The following is a 19,959-nucleotide window of genomic DNA, read 5'->3' on the forward strand; positions in this document are numbered from 1 at the left end:
GACTTCGGCCACGGCGCCGCGCAGGCGGCCGATCATGTGCGAATCACCGGGGACATGTGCCCGCCAGAAGTACCGCAGCCGCGAGTCCGGGGGAACGATGGCGAACTTATGCCGCCGTCCCGTTCAGGCGTGGCCCTGGCCTTCGAGCTCGGCGAGCCAGCGGAAGATCAGCGGGGCGGCGTGGAGCATCACGTTGTCGTGGTCGTAGTCGCCCACCTTGACGGCGAACGCCTCGCCGCCACGCGCCTGCATCTCGGCGGCGGTCTGCATCGCCTCGGCGGGGACCACGTCGCGGTCGGCGGTTCCGTAGTAGAGGCGGATCGGCGCCTTCGGGGTAAAGTGGCTGGTCTCGTTGGCGGCGAGCGCGTCGAGCAGCCAGTTGGCCGTATTGTTGTCGAAGGCGGCCAGGAAGCCCGGGCTGAACATCTGGCGCGGGCGGCGCGGCAGGCCGGCCATGACCTCTTCGGGCTTGCGGGGCGTGTCGAAGAGGTCGCGCACCTGGGCGGCGGCGGTGGGCGTCAGCACGCTCTCCAGCGGCTGACCATAGCAAGCGCAGTATCCGCGCACGAGGTAGGCCAGGTAGACTGGATGGTTCGGCGAGCCGCCGGCCAGGGCCACCGGGAAGCTGACCGTCCGCAGGTTCTGCGCGCCCGAGACCGAGGCGCTGGCGCGCACGCGCTCGCCCTTCGCCTCCAGCGCGGCGTGGGCGGCGAGGCTGGCCGTGCCTCCCTGAGAGAAGCCGGCGAGGAACGGCGGCGTCTTCGGCACGCCCGCGACCTGGCGGGCGGCTGCGAGGAGGTCGTTGACCGCCCGGGCGGCGTCGTCGGCGACGAGATAGGGGTGTATGAGCGCGGAGTCGCCGAGGCCGACGTAGTCGGGCGCGACGACGGCGCGCCCGGTCCCGGCGAACACCAGGGCGGCTGAGAGGCCGTCGATGGAGAGGCGCGAGGGGACAGCGGTGCGGGTGGTCGTCGTGCCGTGCTGCCAGCTCACCAGGCCGCCTGCCGGTGCGCGCGGCAGGGCCAGCAGGCCGGAGAGCTGGGTCGGTCGGCCTGCGCTGTCGGTCGACGGGTAGAGGATGCGCCAGGCGTCGACGGTGTGGCGCGGCGCGATGCCCTCGATGCCGGCGAGGCTCAGCAGCGTGCGCGCCTCCAGCGCCGTCCAGGCCCGCAGGTGGTCGAGGCGGACGTCCGTCGGCGCGGCGGGCCGCGGCGGCGCGCAGGCGCCGAGCGGCAGCGCCGCAACGGCGGCGAGGATGGCGCGGCGGTCCATGCTCAGGCCTTCCTCAGCTTCGCCAGCAGGTCGGCCTCGCGTTCGGGCGTCAGGCCGCTGCGGAGCTTGGCCTGGCGCTCGGGCGGCTGCCGGCGGAACCAGGCGAGGGTGTCGGCGGCGGTGGTCGCCAGCGGGCGGTAGGTCAGGCCCTGGGCCTGGGCGCGGGCCATGCTGCGGCGGTGGAAGCCGGCGGAGTCGCCGCCGCGGGCCGGGATCCAGACCGGCATGTCGCTCCAGGCCGCGACCTTCTCCGCCGCCAGGAAGGCGTCGGGCGCCCAGACCAGCCTCGCCTGCGAGTTCACGGCCTTCCCCACCTCGGCCAGCATCGCCTTCATCGGCATGGGTTTGGTCGGGCCCGAGGCGTTGAAGGTCCCGGCGGCGCGCTTTTCGGCCATGCGCACGATCCATTCGGCCAGGTCGCGGCAGTCGATGAACTGGACCGGGTCGTCGCCGCTGCCCGGCGCGACGGCCTCGGGACCCCAGCGGTTCCCGTCGTTGGCGAGGCGCACGGGCCAGTAGCTGAAGCGGTCGGTCTCGTCGCCGGGGCCGACGATCAGGCCCGGGCGGATGACGGTGGTGCGGTCCTCGCCGAACGCGGCGCGCGCCGTCTGCTCGCTCGCGGCCTTCAGGGGGCCATAGAGCCGGCCCTGGCTGGCGCGGAGCGTGTCGGCCGTCTCGGCCATGGCGTCGGCGCCCGTGTAGGGCAGGGTCGCGGCGGTCTCGTCGGCGCCGATCCGGTTGCTCTCGGCGTAGACCGAGATGGTCGAGATGAAGACGTAGTGCTTCACGCGGCCCTTCAGGACCTTCGCCGCGTCACGGACCCAGAACGGCAGGGTGGTCGGGTTGTCGATGACGACGTCCCAGGTCTTGCCTTCGAGGCTCTTGAGGTCGCCGGTGTTGCGGTCGCCCAGCAGCTCCTCGACCTCGCCGGGCCACGCCTTGGGCTGGCGGCCGCGGTTGAAGATCGTGACCTTGTGGCCGCGGGCCAGCGCGTAGCGCACCTGATGCGGCCCGATGAACCCGGTGCCGCCGAGGATCAGCAGGTGGAGCGGCTGGGCGGCGCGCGCGGTGGGCGCGAGCGCGGCGGCGGTTGCGGCGGCCATGGCGGTTCTGCGGTCGAGCTGCATGGTGGCATCTTGCCCGACGCGCTTGGGGGCTCAAGGACCGTTCGCAGATGAGGGGCGGCACGCGGCAGCGGACCCGGCGGGCGTCGGGGACGGGCGGGCTACGGTCAGGCCACCCGCCGCGCGGTCCGGGCGTGGGCGTGGGCGATGGCGACGGCCAGGGCGTCGGCCGAGTCGGCCGCGGTCCTGCCGGCGCTGGGGAGAAGGCGGGCCACCATCCAGCCCACCTGGGACTTGTCGGCCCCGCCGGCGCCCACGACGGCCTTCTTGACCACGGTGGCGGCATATTCGGCGACGGGCAGGCCGGCGCGGGCGGGCACGACGAGCGCCATGGCCCGGGCGTGTCCCAGCTTCAGTGCCGACTGGGCGTTGGAGTTCATGAAGGTCTCCTCGACCGCCGCCTCGTCGGGCGCATGGGCGGCGATCACCGCCTCGATCTCGGCGAAGAGCGTGCGCAGGCGCTCGGCGAACGGCAATGCGACCGCAGGTGCGATGACGCCGTGGGCGACGTGGCTGAGCCGCGCGCCCTCGCACGAGATCACGCCCCAGCCGGTGCGGCGCAGGCCCGGGTCGAGGCCGAGGATGCGGACGGGGCGAATCGGCATGTTCATCGTCTGTTCCGAAGCTGCCTCATCCGAGCGCAGAAAGCTTGCGGAAACCTTGCCGCGACGCGTGGGGCCCATCGCCCGGCACGTCCTATGCGCGCAGGATTCTCCTGTGGGGTGTTTCAGTTCGGACAACGGGCGGCAAAGGTCAGATTCCCGACATATCGAAAATATTCGATACGATTGGTCGGAAGCGGAACGGTGTCGGCGGTCCGGATGTGGGAAGGCGCAGCATGAGGGCTGCGACCAGGGACGTGTTCGAGAACATGGCGCAGGTCGGCGGCGGCGACGCCGGGGCGCTGGCCGTGGGACTGCGCCACGGCGTGACGTCCGTGGGGCTGCGGGCGCTGGCCGCCAAGACCCTGCACGTCGCCGTCGCCGCGCCCGAGCGCATGGCCGACATCTACGACAACGCCGCCGCCGGCTGGCTCTCGGGCCCGATCTTCCCGCCGCGCCTGCGGACCGACGACGCCCTGCCGATCTCGCCGGACTTCTGGCGCGTGTTCTGGGACCTGGTGAGCCTGCCCGCATCGACGGCCGAAGGGGTGACGGCCGAGCGGATCCTGGAACTCGCCGGCCAGCTCGACCCGGGGATCAACGCCCGGATGGCGGCGACCGCGCTGGAGTATCCCGGCGTCGCAGAGGCGGCCGCGGACGGCCTTCCAGGCCCTCTCGACGTCGGCGAGCTGGCCCGTCGCCGGCCCGCCTCGCTGGCCTTCCTGCTGAACCAGGAGCTCGAGAGGACGGGCGGCGTCGCCGAGCCCTTCGGCCCGCCGCTGGTCGCGCTCCTGCGGCACATGCCGCCGCCGCTCAACTACATCAACATCCGGGTGATCCAGACGTTGCCCCTGCTCGGCCTGGTGGCCGGCTACGGTCGCGCGGGTCTCGACCGGGCGGCGCTCGGCGGCTTCCTGATGGCCCAGGTCGCCCACCACTATTCGGCGCTCTCCACCGCGGTCACGCTGGGCGCCATGAGCCTGCGCCGGCCGTCCAGCCTGGAGCTCACGCTGGACAGCATCTTCAAGGGCTGGACGCACGGCCGCGCCACGCCGCCGCTGATCGGCGCCGCCTGGGACGAGCTCTGGGACCTGCGCCTGGACGAGGTGCGCGCGACGCTGGGCGTCACGGCCTTCGATTCGCCCTATGCCGCCGCCAGGCGCCTCGCGGACGCGGGGAAGACCAGGCACTGAGCGACGAAGCGCCGCCCGCGGATGCACGCAGCGCGCGGGTCGTTCTCCTTTCAGGCGTTTCGCGGCGGGCCTGCGACGGTCCGGGCTAAGACTCGAGACTTCCAGATCAGCCGCACCTTGCGCGGGGGGCGGCCCGTCACGGGGGTGTTGATATGAAGAAGTCTGTTCTCGCCGCGAGTGCGGCGATCGCGCTGGCCCTGGGGATCTCCGCCCCGGCCTCGGCCCTGACCTGGGTCACCCAGATGAACTACACCGACGCCGGAGGGGAGACCCCCGTCACGTCGAAGGGCACGGTCACCGCCGTGGACCAGGGCGACGGCAAGACCGTGCGAATCACGGTCGCGCTCGACGCCAGCCAGGCGCTCGACCGGATCATCGACACCGGCGCGCACTGGGCGTTCACCTGGAACCTGGATGACCCCGACGCCGACGTGACGCTGATCACGACGGGCGGCACGCGACCTTTCGTCTATCAGGATCCGGACGACGGCGCGTTCACCCAGACCGGCGCCTTCGGCAACTTCACCAACGCGTTCGCCTGCTGCGGGCCGGGCGCGAACAACGGCAAGACCAGCCTGGTCTTCGACGTCTACCGCGCGGGCGGCCTGACGTTCGCGGGCGTCGGGGCCACCCAGAACGGCGACGGTTCGATCAACTACGGGACGGGCAGCCGGTTCAAGTCGAACACCAGCGGCTCGCTGCTCAACGGTGGCTGGTGGTTCGCCATGGACATCTTCGACGCCCCCGGCGGGACCGGTCCGGGCTCGACCTATGTGATCGCGGGCCGCGATGCGGTCTGCCAGGGCGATGCCTGCGCCGCGCAACCCCCGCCGCCGCCGGGTGGGATCCCCGAGCCCGGGACGTGGGCCCTGATGATCGTCGGCTTCGGCGGTGCGGGCGCGATGCTGCGCCGGCGCCGGGCCCTGCCGGCCTAGATCCCGACAGCGGGAAGGAAAAGCGAGAGCCCCGGCCGCGGCCGGGGCTCTTTCGTTTTGGGCGTCGGCCCTCGAGCAGCCGGTCTCCCGGCCGCGGACCAGCCTGAGCGCCGAAGGGCCTAGTTCAGCCGTCTGGGGACGTCGCGGACGAAGCGGCCGTCGACGAAGATCTCGACGGCTTCGCAGACCGGATAGCGTTCCAGCATGGCTTCCGCCTCGCGGACCGCGTCGTCGAACGCACCCCGCACCCCGGCGTCTAGCGGCCGGGTCAAATCCTGTCCCACCGCGCTTAGGACATAGAGCATGACTGTTCCCCCGAACCGGCCATGGATATCGCCGTTGTGCCTAGGCCTGCCAGCAACCGAAGAGCGAAGCCGTCCCCTGTGACGTGAATCTACGGTCAAGCTTGGGGACAAGCCAGCCCGCCCTGCAACGCCGGCCTCCGGTCCGCCCAGCGAAGGCGCGACGCTATCGGGCCGCGGCGCGGCCCTCAAGTCAGATCGCCGGACAGGCGAAGCCAAGGCGCCCGCGCACCTCAGCGGCGATCACCGCCAGAAGTGGAAGGCGTCCCAGCCCTGGGCGATGGCGGCGCCGGGCACGCCGAGGCCCGTAGCGATGGCGGCCGCCGCGCCGAACAGCAGCGCACTGGCGCCCGGGACGAAGAAGAGCACGGCCAGCAGGCCCAGCATGGCGAGGCCCTCGTACTTCGCCAGGCTGCGGACGAGGCCGGCCGGCAGGTAGTGGCGCAGCGCGTTGAAGCCGTCCAGGCCGGGGACGGGCAGCAGGTTCAGCACCAGCGCCATGGCCTGCAGGAAGGCCAGCATGGCCAGCGCCATGAACAGCGCATCGGGCAGGGCCACCCGGCTCCAGAGGTTCATCGCCAGGGCCAGGGCGAGCAGGACCGCGAGGGTGGCCGCGGGGCCGGCCAGCGAGGCCGCGGCGCGCCAGCCCGGGCTCTTCATCAGGTCGTTGCGCAGGTAGACCGCGCCGCCGGGGAAGCCGATACCGCCCAGTGCGAGCGCGATCAGGGGGATCACCAGGCTGGTCCCGAGGTCGCCGTAGCGCCGCGGGTCGAACGACAGGTAACCCTTGGCCTTCACCGACCTGTCGCCCGCCTGGTAGGCCACGAAGGCATGGGCGAACTCGTGCGCCATCACCGCCAGGATCCAGCCGGTCAGGACGAAGGCGAAGGTCGCGGGCGTCCGGCCGGGCAGGTCCAGCGTCAGGATCGCGCCGAACGCCACGAAGGCGGCGAGCAGGCCGGCGCCCACGAGGTTGTTGGGCTTCTTCGGAGGGACGGCCTCGGCGGGCTGCACGGCGTCGGTCATGGTCCCGAGGATCTGGGTGTTCGGAGCCACCGCGCAAGCGCCGGCCCCATCGCCGCGGCGCCGGCCACGGCCGGGGCGATGGGGCCGGGCGTCAGGACGCCGCAGCCTTGGCGGGCGCCGCCGGCTGCGGCGCGCGCAGGCCCCAGCCGTCGAACACGGTGTCGATGTAGGGCCCGAACGCCCGAGCGGCGGCGAAGTCGGCCTCGGCCTCGGCGGCCTGTCCCATGCGCAGCCGCACCAGGCCCCGGCCGTAGAGGGTCTCCGGGTTGTTGGGCAGCAGCTTCGCCGCCGCGTCGTAGGTCGCCAGGGCGTCGGCGAGGCGGTTGAGGCGCAGCAGCACCAGGCCGCGGCTGTCGGTGGCCGCACCGCTGTCGGGATCGAGCTTGAGCGCTGCGTCGCAGTCGGCGAGGGCCGCTTCCAGCCCGTGGTTCCGCGTACCGCCCAGCCAGCAGAGGCTGTTCAGGCGGCCGGCGTCGCCCGCCGCCTCGGCGCGCAGGCGCTGGATCGCCTTCGCGGCCTCGGCCGTGCGGCCGGCGCGCAGCAGGATCTCGGCGCGCTGCCGGCCGAGCTCGCGGTCGTCGACCTTGGCCTTCAGGGCGCGGTCGATGACGGCCAGCGCCTCGTCATAGCGGGCGGCGTCGCCCAGGACCTCGGCGCGCGCGGCGGCGTAGGGCCGCTCGCCGGCCTTCCCGGCCAGCTCCAGGTCCGAAAGGCGCCCGTCGATGTCCTTCGGGTTGCGATAGCCGTAGCGGGTCAGGTAGGCCTCCGGCGTCGGCCGCAGCGCGATGGCGCGGGCGAAGGCGGCGTCGGCCTCGGCCCGGCGGTTCATCCGCGAAAGCACTGCGCCGCGGTAGAGGTGAAGCTGGCTGTCGTCGGGGCTGTCCTTGATCGCGGCGTCGACGTCGGACAGCGCCCTGTCGCGCTGGTTGCGCGCCTCGAGGATGCTGTAGCGCAGGAGGCGCACGCGCGTGTCGCCCGGCTCGCCCTTCAGCGCCTGGTCCAGCACCGCCAGCGCCTTGTCGCCCTCGCCGAGCTGCCACAGCGCCTGCGCCTGGGCCGCGAGCGCGAAGGTGTTGCCGGGCAGCAGGTCGGCCGCGCGGCCGTAGGCGGCGGCCGCGTCGCCGTAGCGGCGCTCCTTCATGGCGAGCAGCCCGTCGCCCTGGACGGCGACGAAGTTGCGGGGCTCGATCTCGAGCGCCTTGGCGAAATCGGCCCGGGCGAGGTCGTACTTGCCCAGCCAGAAGTAGGCGTTGCCCCGGTTGGCCCACGCGAACGAGGCCTTGGGGTCGAGGGCGACGGCCTTGTCGAAGTCGGCGATGGCCTTGTCGCGCAGGTTGGCGCCGGCGTAGCGCACGCCGCGCTGGATGTAGTCCTCCACCGCCTTCGGCGTCTCGGCGCCCCAGGCGGCGATGTCGGCCAGCGTCGGTTGATAGTAGGGTGGCGCGCGCACGCCGACGCGGACCTTGGCCATCTCCTTCAGCGCCTCGGCGGCGGCCTCGGCCTCGCTGTTGGGGAACTCGTCGGCGACGGTTCGGATCTGCGTCTCGATCGTCGCGACGCCCTTCTCGATCTTCGTCCTTCGCAGGTAGGCGCGGCCGGCGACCGTCCTGTCGACATTCCCGCCCTCGATGCGAAAGCCCTCGCCGGCCTCGGGCAGCACCACCTCGAACGTCGAGGAGATCCAGCTCGGATGGCCGTTGACCGCCCAGGGGGCGTCGGCGCCGGGCCCGGGCTCGCGCTTGAAGGCGGCGGCGGAGCCCAGGCCGCCGGTCGCGACGGCGAGCCACCGGGGTCCGGTCGACTTCGGCAGCCACTCCATCTTGCCGATCCCGTCCATCACGAGCTTGGACTGCCCGGTCGCGGGGTCGCTGACGATGGTGACCGACTTCGGCTCCAGCCCGGGATAGCCGCTGAACGCCTTCATGAGCTGCTTGTCCCGGTCGGCCGCCGGAAGCGTCGACGAGTAGAGCTTCATGTACTGGCCCATGTCGCCGCCCATGATCAGCTCGGCGTGGACGGGCGCGGGCGCGTCGAGGCCCTTCGACGCGTCGATCCGCAGGAAGATGCCGCTGTCGGGCCGCGCCAGCGGCGCCTGGACCAGGGCGATCAGCGTCGAGCCGGCGGGCCGCAGCGGCAGCGCCTGGCCGAAGCGCGGCACGCGCAGGAGGTCGATGTCGCTGTCGCCGCTGCGGGTGCCGTCGAGCCAGTAGACCTTGCCGCCGATGACCGCGCGAACGATCACATGGTCGAAGGCGGTAGCGCCCGGCGGGCGCTCGGCGATGCGTTCGCCGCCGTCGGCGTCGACCAGCGCCGCCTCGGATTCGATGCCGAGTTCGCGCAGCAGCGCCAGCAGCATCACGGTCTTGGCCTTGCAGTCGCCGAACCGCCGCCGCCAGGTGTCGTCGGCCTTCGCGGGCACATAGCCCCCGTTGTCGAGGGTGACGGCGAGGTAGCGGATCTGGTCTTCGACCAGTTGCAGCGCCCGGCTCGCGCGCACTTTCGGATCGGCGGACGCGGCCCTGATCTTCTCGGCCTCGGCGCGGAGCGGCGAGTTCGGCTCGAGCTCGGAGCCCTTGGTGAAGTGGGGCTCCAGCAAGGCCGCGACCTCGGCCCATGACCCGAACTCCGAAAAGGCCAGGTCGCGCGTCGGGTAGAGCCGCCGGGGCGCGCCCACGACGAACTTCGCCGGCTCGACGTCCTTCATGTCGACCGTGACCTCGGTGCGGCCGCCGGAGCGGGTCACCTTCGGCTTGTCGAGCCCGCGGCCGGCCGTCCAGGCGATCTCGCGCTTCGAATCCCAGACCGCGCGCAGGCGCATGCGATCGACCTTGCCCCCGGCGCGACCGAAGAGGGTGTCCTCGGCGCGGCCTTGCATCACCGGATCCGACCGCCGCCGCGTGTAGGCCAGGTCGATCACGTCGCCGGCCTGCACGCCCTCGGGCTGCACGGTCGCCGAGAGCACGCCGTCCAGCATGGCGCGCTCCAGGTTCGTCTCGCGGCGGATGACCGCGAAGTCCTGCTTCGCCAGCACGTCGATGACCTGGCCGCCGCGCAGGATACGCAGGTGGTGGACCGTGAGCGTGTCGGTGTCCGGGCTCCAGGCGAGCGACATGGCGCCGGCGGCCGACAGGCCGAGCGGGCTGCGGATCTGCATCACCGTCTCGACGAATTCCGACTCGCCGTCCGGGCCCAGGTAGAGCTGCCGGTCGTCCAGCAGGACTCGGACCGGCGGGCCGTCATCCGACGCGGGCGGCGGCGGCCTGACCTCGGCGACCTTCACCCAGTCCGGGACAGGCCCGCGCAGCAGCTTGTCGCCGGCCGACGCCGGGGCCGCGACCAGGGTCAGGACGAACGCGAGCGACGCAACCTTACGCATGTTCCCCCCAGGCGCTCGCGCGACGATAGCCCGCGCGGAGAGCGGCCGGAAGGCTCAGCCCTTGTGGATGGGGTCGATCCAGGCGACGCCTTCGGGCTTCTCGACCGGGTCGATGTCGAGGTTGACGACGACGGCGTCGGAGTCGGATCGGACGAGGACGCACGACAGCGGCTCGTCGGTCGAGGCGTTGATCTCCTGGTGCGGCACGTAGGGCGGCACGTAGATGAAGTCGCCCGGCCCGGCCTCGGCGGTGAACTCCAGGCGCTCGCCCCAGCGCATCCGGGCCTGGCCCGAGACCACGTAGATCACGCTTTCCAGCGGGCCGTGATGGTGGGCGCCCGTCTTGGCGTTGGCATGGATGTGGACGGCGCCGGCCCAAAGCTTCTGGGCCCCCATGCGCGCGCGGTCGATGGCCACGGTGCGGTCCATGCCGGGCGTGGTGGCGGTGACGGGGCCGAGCTGGTCGCCCGGCACGACGCGGACGCCGCTGTGCTTCCAGCCGTCTTCGGGGATGGTCGGGCCGCTCGGGGGCGGGACGTCGTCGTGGACCATGCCGGCACGCTAGAGCATTCGGCGGTTCGCCTGAACCGTCGAATGCTCGAGACCCTTGCTCCTCCGCAACGTCGGCGTCGGACACAACTTTGCCGTTATTCGCCGCGCCGGTGAGTTGTGATGACGATCCTCGCGGCGTCGTGCTGTCGTTCAGGGACAAGTCAGATGGGGGGCCCTACCAAGCATGGATGGAGGGGCCCGATGAGGTCCGTGACATTGGCGGCGCTCGCTGCCGGGATATCGTTTGCAGGCGCCGCCGACGCGGCGGTGAACCTGATCACCAATGGCAGCTTCGAGACCGGTGACTTCACCGGCTGGACCTACGCAGGCGTCACGCCCTCCGGGTTCCCGGCCGTGATCATCTCCTACGACACGCCGGCGGCCTATCCGATCGGCGCGTTCGGCGAGGCGGTGCCGCCGGACGACTCGGCCTCGGCCAGCCCCGACGCCGTGGGCGACCGCGCGGCGTACTTCGTGGCGGACGGAGCCACCGAGAGCCTGTCGCAGACCGTCCACCTCACGGCCGGCCTCTATACGATCGGCTTCTCGGTCTACGTGCCGCAGAACGGGTTCAACAACGCCGGGAACGCCACGTTCACGGGCACGATCGCCGGGGTGAACCTGGCGAACTTCACCGTGGACGGCTCGACGCCCGGCGTGTGGGTCCACTTCGCCGGGGTGGCCAATATCGCGAGCGAAGGCGACTACCTCAGCACCTTCACCTTCGCTTCGGCGCAGGGCGCGGCGGGCGATTTCGTGGTGGACCGGGCCTACATCGTGGCCGGCAACGCGGTTCCCGAGCCCTCGGCCTGGGCGTTGATGATCCTGGGCTTCGGCGGCGTCGGCGGGGCGCTCCGGGCGCGCCGCAACCTGCTCGCTGCAGCCTAGGGCCTTGGGCGGGACCCCGGTGCGGGGCTGGCCGGGGCTTCGTCCTACCTGGGCGGCGGCGCGGGCGTCGTCGCCGTCGTCGCGGGCGCCGGCGGCGGGACCGCAGGCGACGGCGGGGCGGTGTAGCGGCTGACGCGGGTGATCCGGACCGGCCTGATCAGCATCTCGCCCTTCATGGCGCCTTCGCCGCGGTTCGGATCGGTGGGCAGGACGATGATCTTGCGGATCACCTCCAGGCCCTCGGTCACCTGGCCGAAGGCGGCGAAGCCGGGGTTGGCCGCCGGGTTCTTCCGGTCGGCGTCGAGATAGCTCATGTCGCCCAGCATGATCGACCAGTCGGCCTGGGCGGTGCCCGGCGCATGGCGCCCCATGGAGATGACGCCGTCCTTGCCGTGGGTCAGGCCGGTCTTGATCGTCGACTCGTGGGCGATCGGCGGCAGCACCTTCTTCGGATCGTTCTGCAGGCCGCACTGCACGAGGCCGTAGTCGTCCCCGGCGTAGCCCTTGGGCTTGCTCGCCCGATAGCATGCCGCGCCGTTGAAGAGGCCGCGGTCGACGTACTTCAGATAGTTGGCCACCGAGATCGGGGCCTTGTCGGCGGCGAGTTCGACGATGAACGCGCCCTCGGTGGTCTCGACCTTCACCTTCGGGTTCGGCTTGGCGGGCGGCGCGGCGGCGGTCGCGGCGGGCGCGTCGGGGGGCGCCGGCGCAGCCGCCGGGGTCTGGGCCTGGGCCTGGGCGGTGGCGAGGAGGGCGGCGGCCGGGAAGAGCGTGCGGAACATGGCCAGGAAGCTAGCGCACGCTCAGCGGCCGCGACAGCGGATGTAGGTGTCGGTCTGGCCCTTCGACTTCAGCGCGCCGCCGGCCGAGACCAGCGTCTGGACGCGGCTGGCGCAGAGGCGGCGTTCGCCGCTCCGGATGCCGACGCTGGTCGTGACCTGCGCCGAACGGCCGTCGGGCGCGACGGCGACGCGGAAGACGCGGCTCGTCTCGTGCGACGGCGGCGCCTTGCGGATCTGCGTCCGCGCCGCCCTCAGCGTCGAGGTTCCGTAGGGCACGGGCGGCTTCAGGCCATTGTAGGCCTGGTCGGTGAAGGTGGCGTCCGGGGCGAAGGCCGCGAACCAGGCCTCGAGCCGGCGCGCGTTCCAGGCCTGCTCCTGTCTGGCGACGAACGCGCGGGCGTCGGTCTCGGTGATCCGGGGCTGGGCGCCGGCCGGCGTCGCGATCAGCAGGAGAAGAAGCGCGACGTAGCGCCTCCCTCTCCGGGGGCGCTGCCGGCCGCTGCCGACCGAGGGGGTCATCCGCGTCTGGAGCGGACTCCCCCCGGGGCTCTGCGCCACTTCCCCCGACGGGGGAGGAACTAGAATGTGCGACCGCGCCATGGCCTACGAACGCGCCAGCCAGCGCATGCGGTAGCCGTTCATGGCGGTTTCGCCGAGCCGCTCCAGCAGCCGCCAGTTGACGATGGCCCCGATCGGCGCGCCGACCACCGGAATCATCTGGGCCATCTTCGCCAGGTCGATGTAGTCGCGATACTCCTGCTGGAACCGGCGCCAGTCGAAGTGCTCGTAGTCCTGCGGGTGCTCGCGGGCGTCCCAGTCCTCCAGGGCGTGGAAGACCTCGGCGCGGTGTCCGGCTCCGGAAAAGGCGAGCCGGAAGAGCGCCAGGATGAAGAGCCGCTCCTCGAAGGCGTCGGCCTCGCAGCCATAGACGGCCGACAGGTCGAACAGGAGCTTGATCTTGATGACCAGCAACGCGGGGAAGTCGGCCAGCGCCAGCCAGAACCCGCCCGCGCCGGCGACCCCGCCCTCCACCGCGGCGGTCTTGCGGTAGCCGTCGATGACCTCCAGCGCGCGGCGGTCGCGCTGGGCCAGCGAGGCGCCGATCAGCGGCGGGGCGGTGGTGAGGTCGGCGCCCGTCAGGATGGTGCGGGTCATGCCCTCGATGACGGTCGTCAGCGTGGCGTGGACCTGCTCGGGGATGATGCGGTTGATGCGGCCCTGCAGGCCGCGGGCGGCAAGGTCGAGCGGCCCGGCCGGCTTCAGGACCGCGGCGGTCCAGCGCGCGACCTCGGCGCGGGCCCAGGCCTCGTAGGCGGCGTCGCCGGCGCCGAAGGGCGGCTGGGGCCGGGCTATCTCAGGACCACCGCTTCGAGCACCCAGGCGGCGATCGCCGTGAGGAAGCTGCCGGCGAAGGCGCCGCGCACGAACGCGCCGTTGCGCTCCCACCAGATGCGCCGCGCGCGCATGCGTTGGGCTCGGTCGACCTTCCGTCTCTGCATCGTCGTGCTGTTCCCCGCGGCTCGGCCGCACGTTCTAGCGTGGGAATCCGGCGGGCGGAACTCCGTGCTGTCCCCAGGGTCGGGCGGGCGTCGAAGGCCGGCGCGGACAGGTCCGGAGCCGCGCGCGCGCCCGGGATCGGCGGTCTCATCTGAGGCCTGCGTCGGCCTGTGCGATGGCGGCGCGGAGCCAGCCGCTTTCGTTGGAGTTGCGCGACTGGGCGAGCAGGGCCTGCAGCGCGGCCTTGCGCACCATCAAGCTGTCGCGGTGGCCGGGCTCGGCGGCGAGCGCGGCGCTGGTGAGGCGCAGCGCCAGCGCCGGCTTGCCGCCGGCGAGGATGGCCCTGGCGCGCAGCGCGATCGGGGCCGCGCCGCCGCCCAGCGCGACGAGTTCGGCCTCGGCCTCGGCGGGCGAGACCGCGTACATGGTCGCCGCATCGCCGTCGAACCATCCGGCGTAGCCCTCGTAGATGCCGCGCACCGACCAGGCGATCTGGCCGTAGCCTTCGCCGACGTCGAGCGCCGGCGGCAGCTTGACGGTGCGCATCAGCTCGAAGACGCCCTTGCCCTCGTTCATGCCCCGCACGGTGGCGTCATGCACGTAGAGGATGGCGTCGCGGTACTGGGTGAGCTGACGGCGGACTTCGGCCGCCCCGACGACCGGCCGGCCGTGGCTGGGCAGCATGATCTCGGGATTCAGCGCCAGCACCTTGTCGATGGACTCCACGTAGTCGAGCGCCTTGCGCGTCGGCGTGCCCCTGAGCGTGTAGAGGTTGGGGAACGAGTCGTAGAAGTTGTCGCCGACGAAGGCGGCCTTCAGCTCCGGGATCCAGACCGTGGCGTGGTCGGGCGTCTCGCCGGGCGTGGCGAGCACGCGGAAGGTGAGGTCGCCGACCTTGAACGTGGTCTCGTGCTCGAAGAGCACGTCGGCCAGTCGGGGCGCGGCGTGGTTGCCGGGGTTCGGGTTCTCGCCGCCGCGGGCCTCGGGGCTCAGGCCGAACTGGGCGGCGTTGCGGCGGGTGTAGAAGCCCGAGAGCCGGGTCATGTAGTTGCGGAACTCGACACTGTTCGCCTGCTCCACGACCTTCGTGCCGGCCTCGCGCCAGAGCGGCACGCCGCCCGTGTGGTCGCCATGGGCGTGGGTCAGCACGATGTAGCGGACGGGCGCCTTCGAGACTGTGCGCAGCAGCTCGCGGTGGCGCCTGGCCGGCTGGGCGCTGGACGTGTCGATGACCACGTCGCCGGCCCGCGTGGTGACCAGGTAGGTGTTGCCGAAGCCGATGGCCTGATGGATGCGCCCGCCCGCGAAATGCAGCGCCTCCTTCTGGTTGGCGCCGGACGTGGTGGGCTGGGCCGCGCCGGGGGCGCCGTCGGGCGCGGGGGCGCCCAGGGCGCCGTCCTGTGCATGCGCCAGGGCGGGCGCGGCGACGAGCAGCGCGGCGGCGATAGCGGCGAGACGCATGACCTGATCCTTCCAAAGGCGGCCGGAGGATCGAGAGGGGCCCCGGCGGGGTCAAGCCGGCGCCAGGAGTTGATCCGATGGCTGGGGGCTATAGGGTCGGCTCCGATAGCCGGGGGCTGTTGGGGAGCGTTGCGTCTTGTCCGGCGACCCTGCCTCCGGCGATGGAGGCGTGGCTGAGTTCGTCCGCGACCACATGCGCTCGGTCTGGGCGGTGCAACTGCTGCTGCGCCTGAGGCGGGACTCCGCGCACTGCTGGTCGCCCGAGGCGCTGGTCGCCGAACTGCGCGCCTCGAAGAACCTGCGGCGCGGATGGCCCTCCTGACGTGGCGGAGCGGCGCCTTCCGGTTCCGGGCGATCAGCCTCCGCTCGCGCGGAGGCTCGCCGGTCACTTCGCTTCGGCCTGGGTCTTCATGGCCTTCATCACGCCTGCGAACATCGTCCCGCGGCGGGTCTTGTTGGCCTCGCGCTGGTCGGCCGCGACCGAGGTCTGGTCGAAGAACAGGGTGTAGACGAGCTTTGAGCTCTTCTTGTCCACCGGCCGGATCTCGACGGTGCCGTGGTAGAGGATCGCCGGGTTCACGTCGGCGTAGGTGTAGGAGAGCGGCGTCGTCGCGACGACCACCTCCTCGATGCGCCCGGCGATCTTGCGCACGGCGCCCAGTTCGCTGTCCTTGCCCTGGGTGACCTCGCAGGGCACCGCGCCGGCCGGGTTCAGCCACTTGCCGATGTCGCAGTAGCCCTTGACCTTGGCCCAGGCCGTCTCGGCCGGGACGCTCAGCGGCAATTCCTGGACGATCGTCACGTAGTCGCCGGCGGCGTTCGCGCCGCCCGCCAGGCCGAGGGCCGCGACGGCCGCGGCGATCCCGAGCTTCAGTTTCATTCACCTGCTCCCCATGGGTCTTGCCGGAGCATACCCATGCTTCCGAGGTCAGAGGAAGCGTGGCCCTAGGGAAAGCAGGGCGACGATGACGATCGCCACGACCAGGATCAGCGCCGCGCGCGGGTTCGAACCCAGGACCGACTCCGACGGGCGGGCCGGCTTCGGCGGCGGCTTCCTGGCCGCCTTCTCCTTTTCCTTCCGGTACGCCTTCAGGTCGGTGACCCGGGGATCGTGACCGTTCGGCCTGGAGGGCTCCTTCGCCATCAGCCGGCCAGCTTCTCCAGGTCCTCGGCCGAGATGTCGGCGTTGGAGTAGACGTTCTGGACGTCATCGTCGTCCTCGAGCGTCTCGATCAGCTTCATGAGGGTCGCCAGCGCGTCGCCGTCGATCGGCGTCAGCGCCTTGGGTCGCCAGGCGAGCTTCGTCGACGTCGCCGCGCCGAGGGCCGCTTCCAGCGCCGCCGAGACGTCGTTCAGCGCGTCGAACGCCGTCCAGATGGTGTGGCCGTCCTCGTCGGACTCGACGTCGTCGGCGCCGGCCTCGATGGCGGCCTCCATCACCTTGTCCTCGGAGCCGGCCGAGGCGGCGTAGGTGATCTGGCCCACGCGGTCCCACATGAACGAGACCGAGCCGGTTTCGCCGAGGTTGCCGCCGCATTTGGTGAAGGTGGAGCGCACGGTCGAGGCCGAGCGGTTGCGGTTGTCGGTCAGCACCTCGACGATCACGCCGACGCCGCCGGGGCCGAAGCCTTCGTAGCGGATCTCGTCGTAGGACTCGGCCTCGCCGCCCGCGGCCTTCTTGATGGCGCGCTCGATCACGTCCTTGGGCAGGGACTCGGCCTTGGCGTTGTTCACCGCCAGGCGCAGGCGGGCGTTCATCGCCGGATCGGGCAGGCCCATCTTCGCCGCCACGGTGATCTCGCGGGAGAGCTTGGAGAACAGCTTGGAGCGCGCGGAGTCCGCGCGGCCCTTGCGGTGCATGATGTTCTTGAACTTTGAGTGGCCGGCCATGGTCCGTCGGTGGTCGTGACTTGAGAGGTCGGAGCTTCTACCCCACCCGGCCGGGCTCGCGGAACCCCCCGCCGACGGCGATCAGGCGAGGGCGGTCGCCGCGCGACGGCGGCGGACCATCGCGCCGACCGCGCCGAAGCCCAGGATCATCATCGCCCAGGTCGCGGGCTCGGGGATGCCGGCGCGCAGGTCGTGGACCGGCTGGGCGATCGAAAGGCCGCCGGAGAAACCTCCGAGGCGGATCTCGCCGTTCTGGATCAGGCTCCTGGCCACGACCGAGCCCTCGATCGAATTGCCGAACTTCAGCTCGGCGTTGGGGGCCAGGATCGACCCGAACCAGCTCTTCGAGTTCAGGTTGATGCTGGTGGCTTCGTAGAAGTTCCAGATCACCGAGGCGCCGAGGCCCTGGCCGTTGTTGAAGTTGATGCTGCCGGGCAGGCTGATGTTCGTGCCGGCGACGTTCACGATCACGGCGTCGTAGCCGCTCGGCGTGTTGAACTTCAGGTTGCTGCGGCCCTGCAGCAGGGCCGGCAGGTCGGCGATCGTGTAGACGGCGACGCCCGTGCCCGCGCCGGGGTTGAACACCGCGTTCCACTTGTCGGGCGTCTCGACCAGGTTCGTGGCCTGGAGGCCCGACAGGTATTCCGAGGTCGCTTCCAGCTCGGCGGCGTAGTCCAGCGCCTGCTGTTCCAACTGGGCCGAGAGCCCGCCCACCTGGGACGGGTAGCCCGTATGCCTCACGCCGTTCGAGTTCTTGCTGATCGCGCCGCCCGCGTAGAGGTCGGTGGCGTTCGTGCCGTCGATCTTGCCGCCGGCATAGACGGTCCTGGCGTTGGTCTGGGCGACGTCGCCGCCGGCCGTGACCGTGGCGCCGTTGGCGTTGACCTTCTTGACGTTGCCGCCGGCGGTGACCGAACCGCCGCCGTTCATGTTGGCGCCGGAGTCGAGGTTTCCGCCCACGACGACCGCGCCGCCGTTGCTGACGTTCTTGGCGCCGCCCGTGACGCTGCCGGCCACGGTCAGCGCGACGCCACCCGACTGGCCCGACCTGGTCATGTAGTTCGACGAGCCGCCGGTGAGGTTGCCGCCGACGAAGGTGCGGCCCTGAACGCCCTGGCTCGACTGCAGGTCCTTCAGCGCGATGAGGTTGTAGTCGCGCATGGCCTGGAGGCCCGCGTTGATCTGCGCGGCGTTGTCCGCGGCCGGCGCGGGGGCCGCGGCGGCCATGCCGGCGCCGGCCAGCACGAGGCCGGCGGCGAACAGGGCGGAGAGGGATCGGGCGAGACGCATCTGACAGAACCTACGCACGGCAGCGGCTAAAGACGCGCTGAGACCCCCCGATCCGTTCAGCGGCGCGGCGTATGCCCGAGCTTTAGTGTGCAGTGCAACATACAGAATGTCGCAGCCCCAGGTGGGGTGGAGCGTCGCGGAGGTTGCAGGCGACGGCGGATGAAGGGGCGAGGCGGCGCGTGACCTGCTGGCGTCGCCGCCGCGACATGGAGCATAAGATACCGAATATATTGAAAAATATTCTCCTACAGCCCGGCGATCCTGCGCGCGCACTCGGAGACCTGTTCTCGGGTCAGATCAGGTAGAAACTGAATCTTGCGTACAGACGTGTCGTTGTCGCCGTAAGGCCAGTAGGCGATGCGACGCGGCCTGGCCTTGCTGCTCATCTTGGGGAGCCGGACCAGGAGCTCGATCTGCCGGCTGCGGTCGCCGGCGCTGAAGGTCCAGGACTCCAGCCGCATCCCGTCGCGCACGCCGGAGTTCCAGGCAGGGCCGCGGCGCCGCACGCCGGCGACGGTCCTGCTGGCGAACGAGCGGGTCGTGTCGAAGCCGGCGTCGAAGCCCGGCGAGACGGTGACACGGGCCAGGATGCAGCCGCCGAAGAGCTCGTCCGGCAGCGGGATCGGCGGATTCCCCTCGGCGTAGCGGGCGATGTCGGGGCGGATGTCGAGGCCGGCGGTGACCCACACGGCGGAGATCAGGCCGGTGACCGTGTCGGGCCCCTGGCCGGGCGCGAACCGGCGGTAGTGGTCGCGCATGCGCTGGACCACGTCGTCGAGGTCGGCCTTGCCGCCGGTCTTGCGACGCACGTCGTCGTCCCACTTGAGCGCCAGGATCGCGCCGCGTGCAGCGGCGTCGGTCGATGCATCGGTGTCGACCCAGCGGCCGACCCAGTCGTCGGCGCTCATGGCGCCCGCGCGGACCAGCGCCCGGTCGGTGACGAAGCGGCCAAGCCCGCCGGTGAGCCAGGGCGCCGGCTTGGCGGGCGCCCGCCCGGCCTGCCGCTCGAGCACGCCGTCCACGTGCGCCTCGACGAGGGCGCGGCGGAGTTCGGCGTCGGAGAGGCCGGAGGGCGGCGCGACAAAGCCGTCGTCACGGTCCAGGCCGCGTTCCGGCGCCGCGGCGCGGGTGACGAAGAAGGGGCCGGCGGGCTCGCCGAGATAGGACCGGACGGCGGCGACGGCGGGCGCGACGGCGGCGGCGAGCTTCTCGGGGCCGTCGCGGTCGTCCGCGAGCGTGGCCGCGCGGATGACGCCCCCGGGCGTGGTCTGCTCGGCGGTGCGGATGGCCGGGCCGGCGACGAGGACCGAGCGGCGGACGTCACCGACCGTCAGCGGCCGGCCCAGACCCGCGTGGTCGAGGTCGGAGGCGACGCGCCACCCCTTGGGCAGCTTGGACCAGCGGACGCCGGCCGACAGCGCATCCCACCCCACCGGCTCGGCGAACACGGCCTCGCCCAGCGCCGCGACCTCCGGCCCGCCGCCGACGGTGTAGCGGATACGCAGGCCCGCGCCGGGCTTGTGGCGCAGCGTGCGGACGTCGCCGACGGTATCGACGCCCGCCCCGCTCACCTTCAGCGTCGCCGCGGCGCCGGGCGGCAGCCGCAACTGGGTCTCGCCGTCGGGCTCGCCGGCGAGGCGCATGTCGACGGCGAGCGCGCCGGTCGGCGCCAGGGTCACGCGATAGTCCACGAAGGACGCCGGGGCGGCGCCCAGCAGCGGCAGGGCCGCGGCGGCGATGGCGAAGGCTCGGATCATCCGTCCCGGAGG

General features: G+C 72.0%; 20 protein-coding genes. 4 read left to right on the forward strand and 16 right to left on the reverse strand.

The genetic code is table 11. The annotated features are described in order from the left end of the window. Positions 1-123: 123 nt before the first annotated feature. The 3 genes from JNL41_RS10535 to ruvC all read right to left on the reverse strand — a co-directional run bounded on the left by JNL41_RS10535 (position 124) and on the right by ruvC (position 3,007). Positions 124-1,272: a lipase family protein gene (locus tag JNL41_RS10535; RefSeq protein ID WP_293474693.1), complete on the reverse strand. Its 1,149-nt coding sequence runs from the start codon at positions 1,270-1,272 to the stop codon at positions 124-126. Between the two features lie 2 nt (positions 1,273-1,274). Continuing rightward, positions 1,275-2,399, reverse strand: coding sequence for an NAD-dependent epimerase/dehydratase family protein (locus JNL41_RS10540; RefSeq protein ID WP_293474695.1), 1,125 nt, complete (start codon positions 2,397-2,399; stop codon positions 1,275-1,277). A 104-nt stretch (positions 2,400-2,503) separates the two neighbouring features. Further along, entirely contained in the window at positions 2,504-3,007 is a 504-nt protein-coding gene (gene ruvC, locus JNL41_RS10545; protein ID WP_293474697.1) for a crossover junction endodeoxyribonuclease RuvC, read from the reverse strand. 227 nt (positions 3,008-3,234) lie between these two features. Between ruvC and JNL41_RS10550 the strand changes: the two genes are divergently transcribed. Next, entirely contained in the window at positions 3,235-4,191 is a 957-nt protein-coding gene (locus JNL41_RS10550; protein ID WP_293474699.1) for a hypothetical protein, read from the forward strand. 152 nt (positions 4,192-4,343) lie between these two features. Continuing rightward, positions 4,344-5,126 carry a PEPxxWA-CTERM sorting domain-containing protein gene (locus tag JNL41_RS10555; protein ID WP_293474701.1) on the forward strand — a complete coding sequence of 261 codons (783 nt, stop codon included), beginning with the start codon at positions 4,344-4,346 and terminating at the stop codon, positions 5,124-5,126. 119 nt (positions 5,127-5,245) lie between these two features. On the opposite strand, the gene JNL41_RS10560 is transcribed toward JNL41_RS10555, so the two are convergent. From JNL41_RS10560 to JNL41_RS10575, 4 genes are all read right to left on the reverse strand, one after another. Next, positions 5,246-5,398 carry a hypothetical protein gene (locus JNL41_RS10560; protein WP_293474703.1) on the reverse strand — a complete coding sequence of 51 codons (153 nt, stop codon included), beginning with the start codon at positions 5,396-5,398 and terminating at the stop codon, positions 5,246-5,248. A 273-nt stretch (positions 5,399-5,671) separates the two neighbouring features. After that, entirely contained in the window at positions 5,672-6,484 is an 813-nt protein-coding gene (locus tag JNL41_RS10565; RefSeq protein WP_293474705.1) for a site-2 protease family protein, read from the reverse strand. A gap of 61 nt (positions 6,485-6,545) precedes the next feature. Continuing rightward, positions 6,546-9,830, reverse strand: coding sequence for a tetratricopeptide repeat protein (locus JNL41_RS10570; protein ID WP_293474707.1), 3,285 nt, complete (start codon positions 9,828-9,830; stop codon positions 6,546-6,548). A gap of 54 nt (positions 9,831-9,884) precedes the next feature. Then, a complete protein-coding gene (locus JNL41_RS10575) occupies positions 9,885-10,382 on the reverse strand; it encodes a cupin domain-containing protein (protein WP_293474708.1) in 498 nt (165 codons plus the stop codon). Positions 10,383-10,583: 201 nt separating this feature from the next. Between JNL41_RS10575 and JNL41_RS10580 the strand changes: the two genes are divergently transcribed. Further along, positions 10,584-11,270, forward strand: a complete 687-nt coding sequence (locus JNL41_RS10580; protein ID WP_293474710.1) for a PEPxxWA-CTERM sorting domain-containing protein — start codon at positions 10,584-10,586, stop codon at positions 11,268-11,270. Positions 11,271-11,314: 44 nt separating this feature from the next. On the opposite strand, the gene JNL41_RS10585 is transcribed toward JNL41_RS10580, so the two are convergent. The 4 genes from JNL41_RS10585 to JNL41_RS10600 form a co-directional block, all read right to left on the reverse strand. Beyond that, the gene (locus JNL41_RS10585) at positions 11,315-12,052 is read right to left on the reverse strand and encodes a peptidylprolyl isomerase (RefSeq protein ID WP_293474712.1); all 738 of its coding nucleotides are present in this window, start codon (positions 12,050-12,052) and stop codon (positions 11,315-11,317) included. Positions 12,053-12,073: 21 nt separating this feature from the next. After that, positions 12,074-12,571, reverse strand: a complete 498-nt coding sequence (locus JNL41_RS10590) for a hypothetical protein (protein WP_293474714.1) — start codon at positions 12,569-12,571, stop codon at positions 12,074-12,076. An 84-nt stretch (positions 12,572-12,655) separates the two neighbouring features. Further along, positions 12,656-13,498 carry an EcsC family protein gene (locus tag JNL41_RS10595; RefSeq protein ID WP_293474716.1) on the reverse strand — a complete coding sequence of 281 codons (843 nt, stop codon included), beginning with the start codon at positions 13,496-13,498 and terminating at the stop codon, positions 12,656-12,658. Between the two features lie 198 nt (positions 13,499-13,696). Further along, positions 13,697-15,010 carry an MBL fold metallo-hydrolase gene (locus tag JNL41_RS10600; protein WP_293474718.1) on the reverse strand — a complete coding sequence of 438 codons (1,314 nt, stop codon included), beginning with the start codon at positions 15,008-15,010 and terminating at the stop codon, positions 13,697-13,699. A gap of 169 nt (positions 15,011-15,179) precedes the next feature. Between JNL41_RS10600 and JNL41_RS10605 the strand changes: the two genes are divergently transcribed. Beyond that, positions 15,180-15,332: a hypothetical protein gene (locus JNL41_RS10605; protein WP_293474720.1), complete on the forward strand. Its 153-nt coding sequence runs from the start codon at positions 15,180-15,182 to the stop codon at positions 15,330-15,332. Between the two features lie 63 nt (positions 15,333-15,395). Here JNL41_RS10605 and JNL41_RS10610 read toward each other — a convergent pair whose 3' ends face one another. From JNL41_RS10610 to JNL41_RS10630, 5 genes are all read right to left on the reverse strand, one after another. After that, entirely contained in the window at positions 15,396-15,890 is a 495-nt protein-coding gene (locus JNL41_RS10610; protein WP_293474721.1) for an SRPBCC family protein, read from the reverse strand. 48 nt (positions 15,891-15,938) lie between these two features. Then, positions 15,939-16,154, reverse strand: coding sequence for a hypothetical protein (locus tag JNL41_RS10615; RefSeq protein WP_293474723.1), 216 nt, complete (start codon positions 16,152-16,154; stop codon positions 15,939-15,941). Then, positions 16,154-16,900: a YebC/PmpR family DNA-binding transcriptional regulator gene (locus JNL41_RS10620; protein WP_293474725.1), complete on the reverse strand. Its 747-nt coding sequence runs from the start codon at positions 16,898-16,900 to the stop codon at positions 16,154-16,156. The genes JNL41_RS10615 and JNL41_RS10620 overlap by 1 nt, the downstream gene beginning before the upstream one ends. 81 nt (positions 16,901-16,981) lie before the next feature. After that, the gene (locus JNL41_RS10625) at positions 16,982-18,190 is read right to left on the reverse strand and encodes a collagen-binding domain-containing protein (RefSeq protein WP_293474727.1); all 1,209 of its coding nucleotides are present in this window, start codon (positions 18,188-18,190) and stop codon (positions 16,982-16,984) included. Positions 18,191-18,435: 245 nt separating this feature from the next. After that, a complete protein-coding gene (locus JNL41_RS10630) occupies positions 18,436-19,947 on the reverse strand; it encodes a hypothetical protein (RefSeq protein ID WP_293474729.1) in 1,512 nt (503 codons plus the stop codon). Positions 19,948-19,959: the final 12 nt, after the last annotated feature.

It is taken from the genome of Phenylobacterium sp., assembly GCF_016793285.1.
GTDB lineage: Bacteria > Pseudomonadota > Alphaproteobacteria > Caulobacterales > Caulobacteraceae > Phenylobacterium.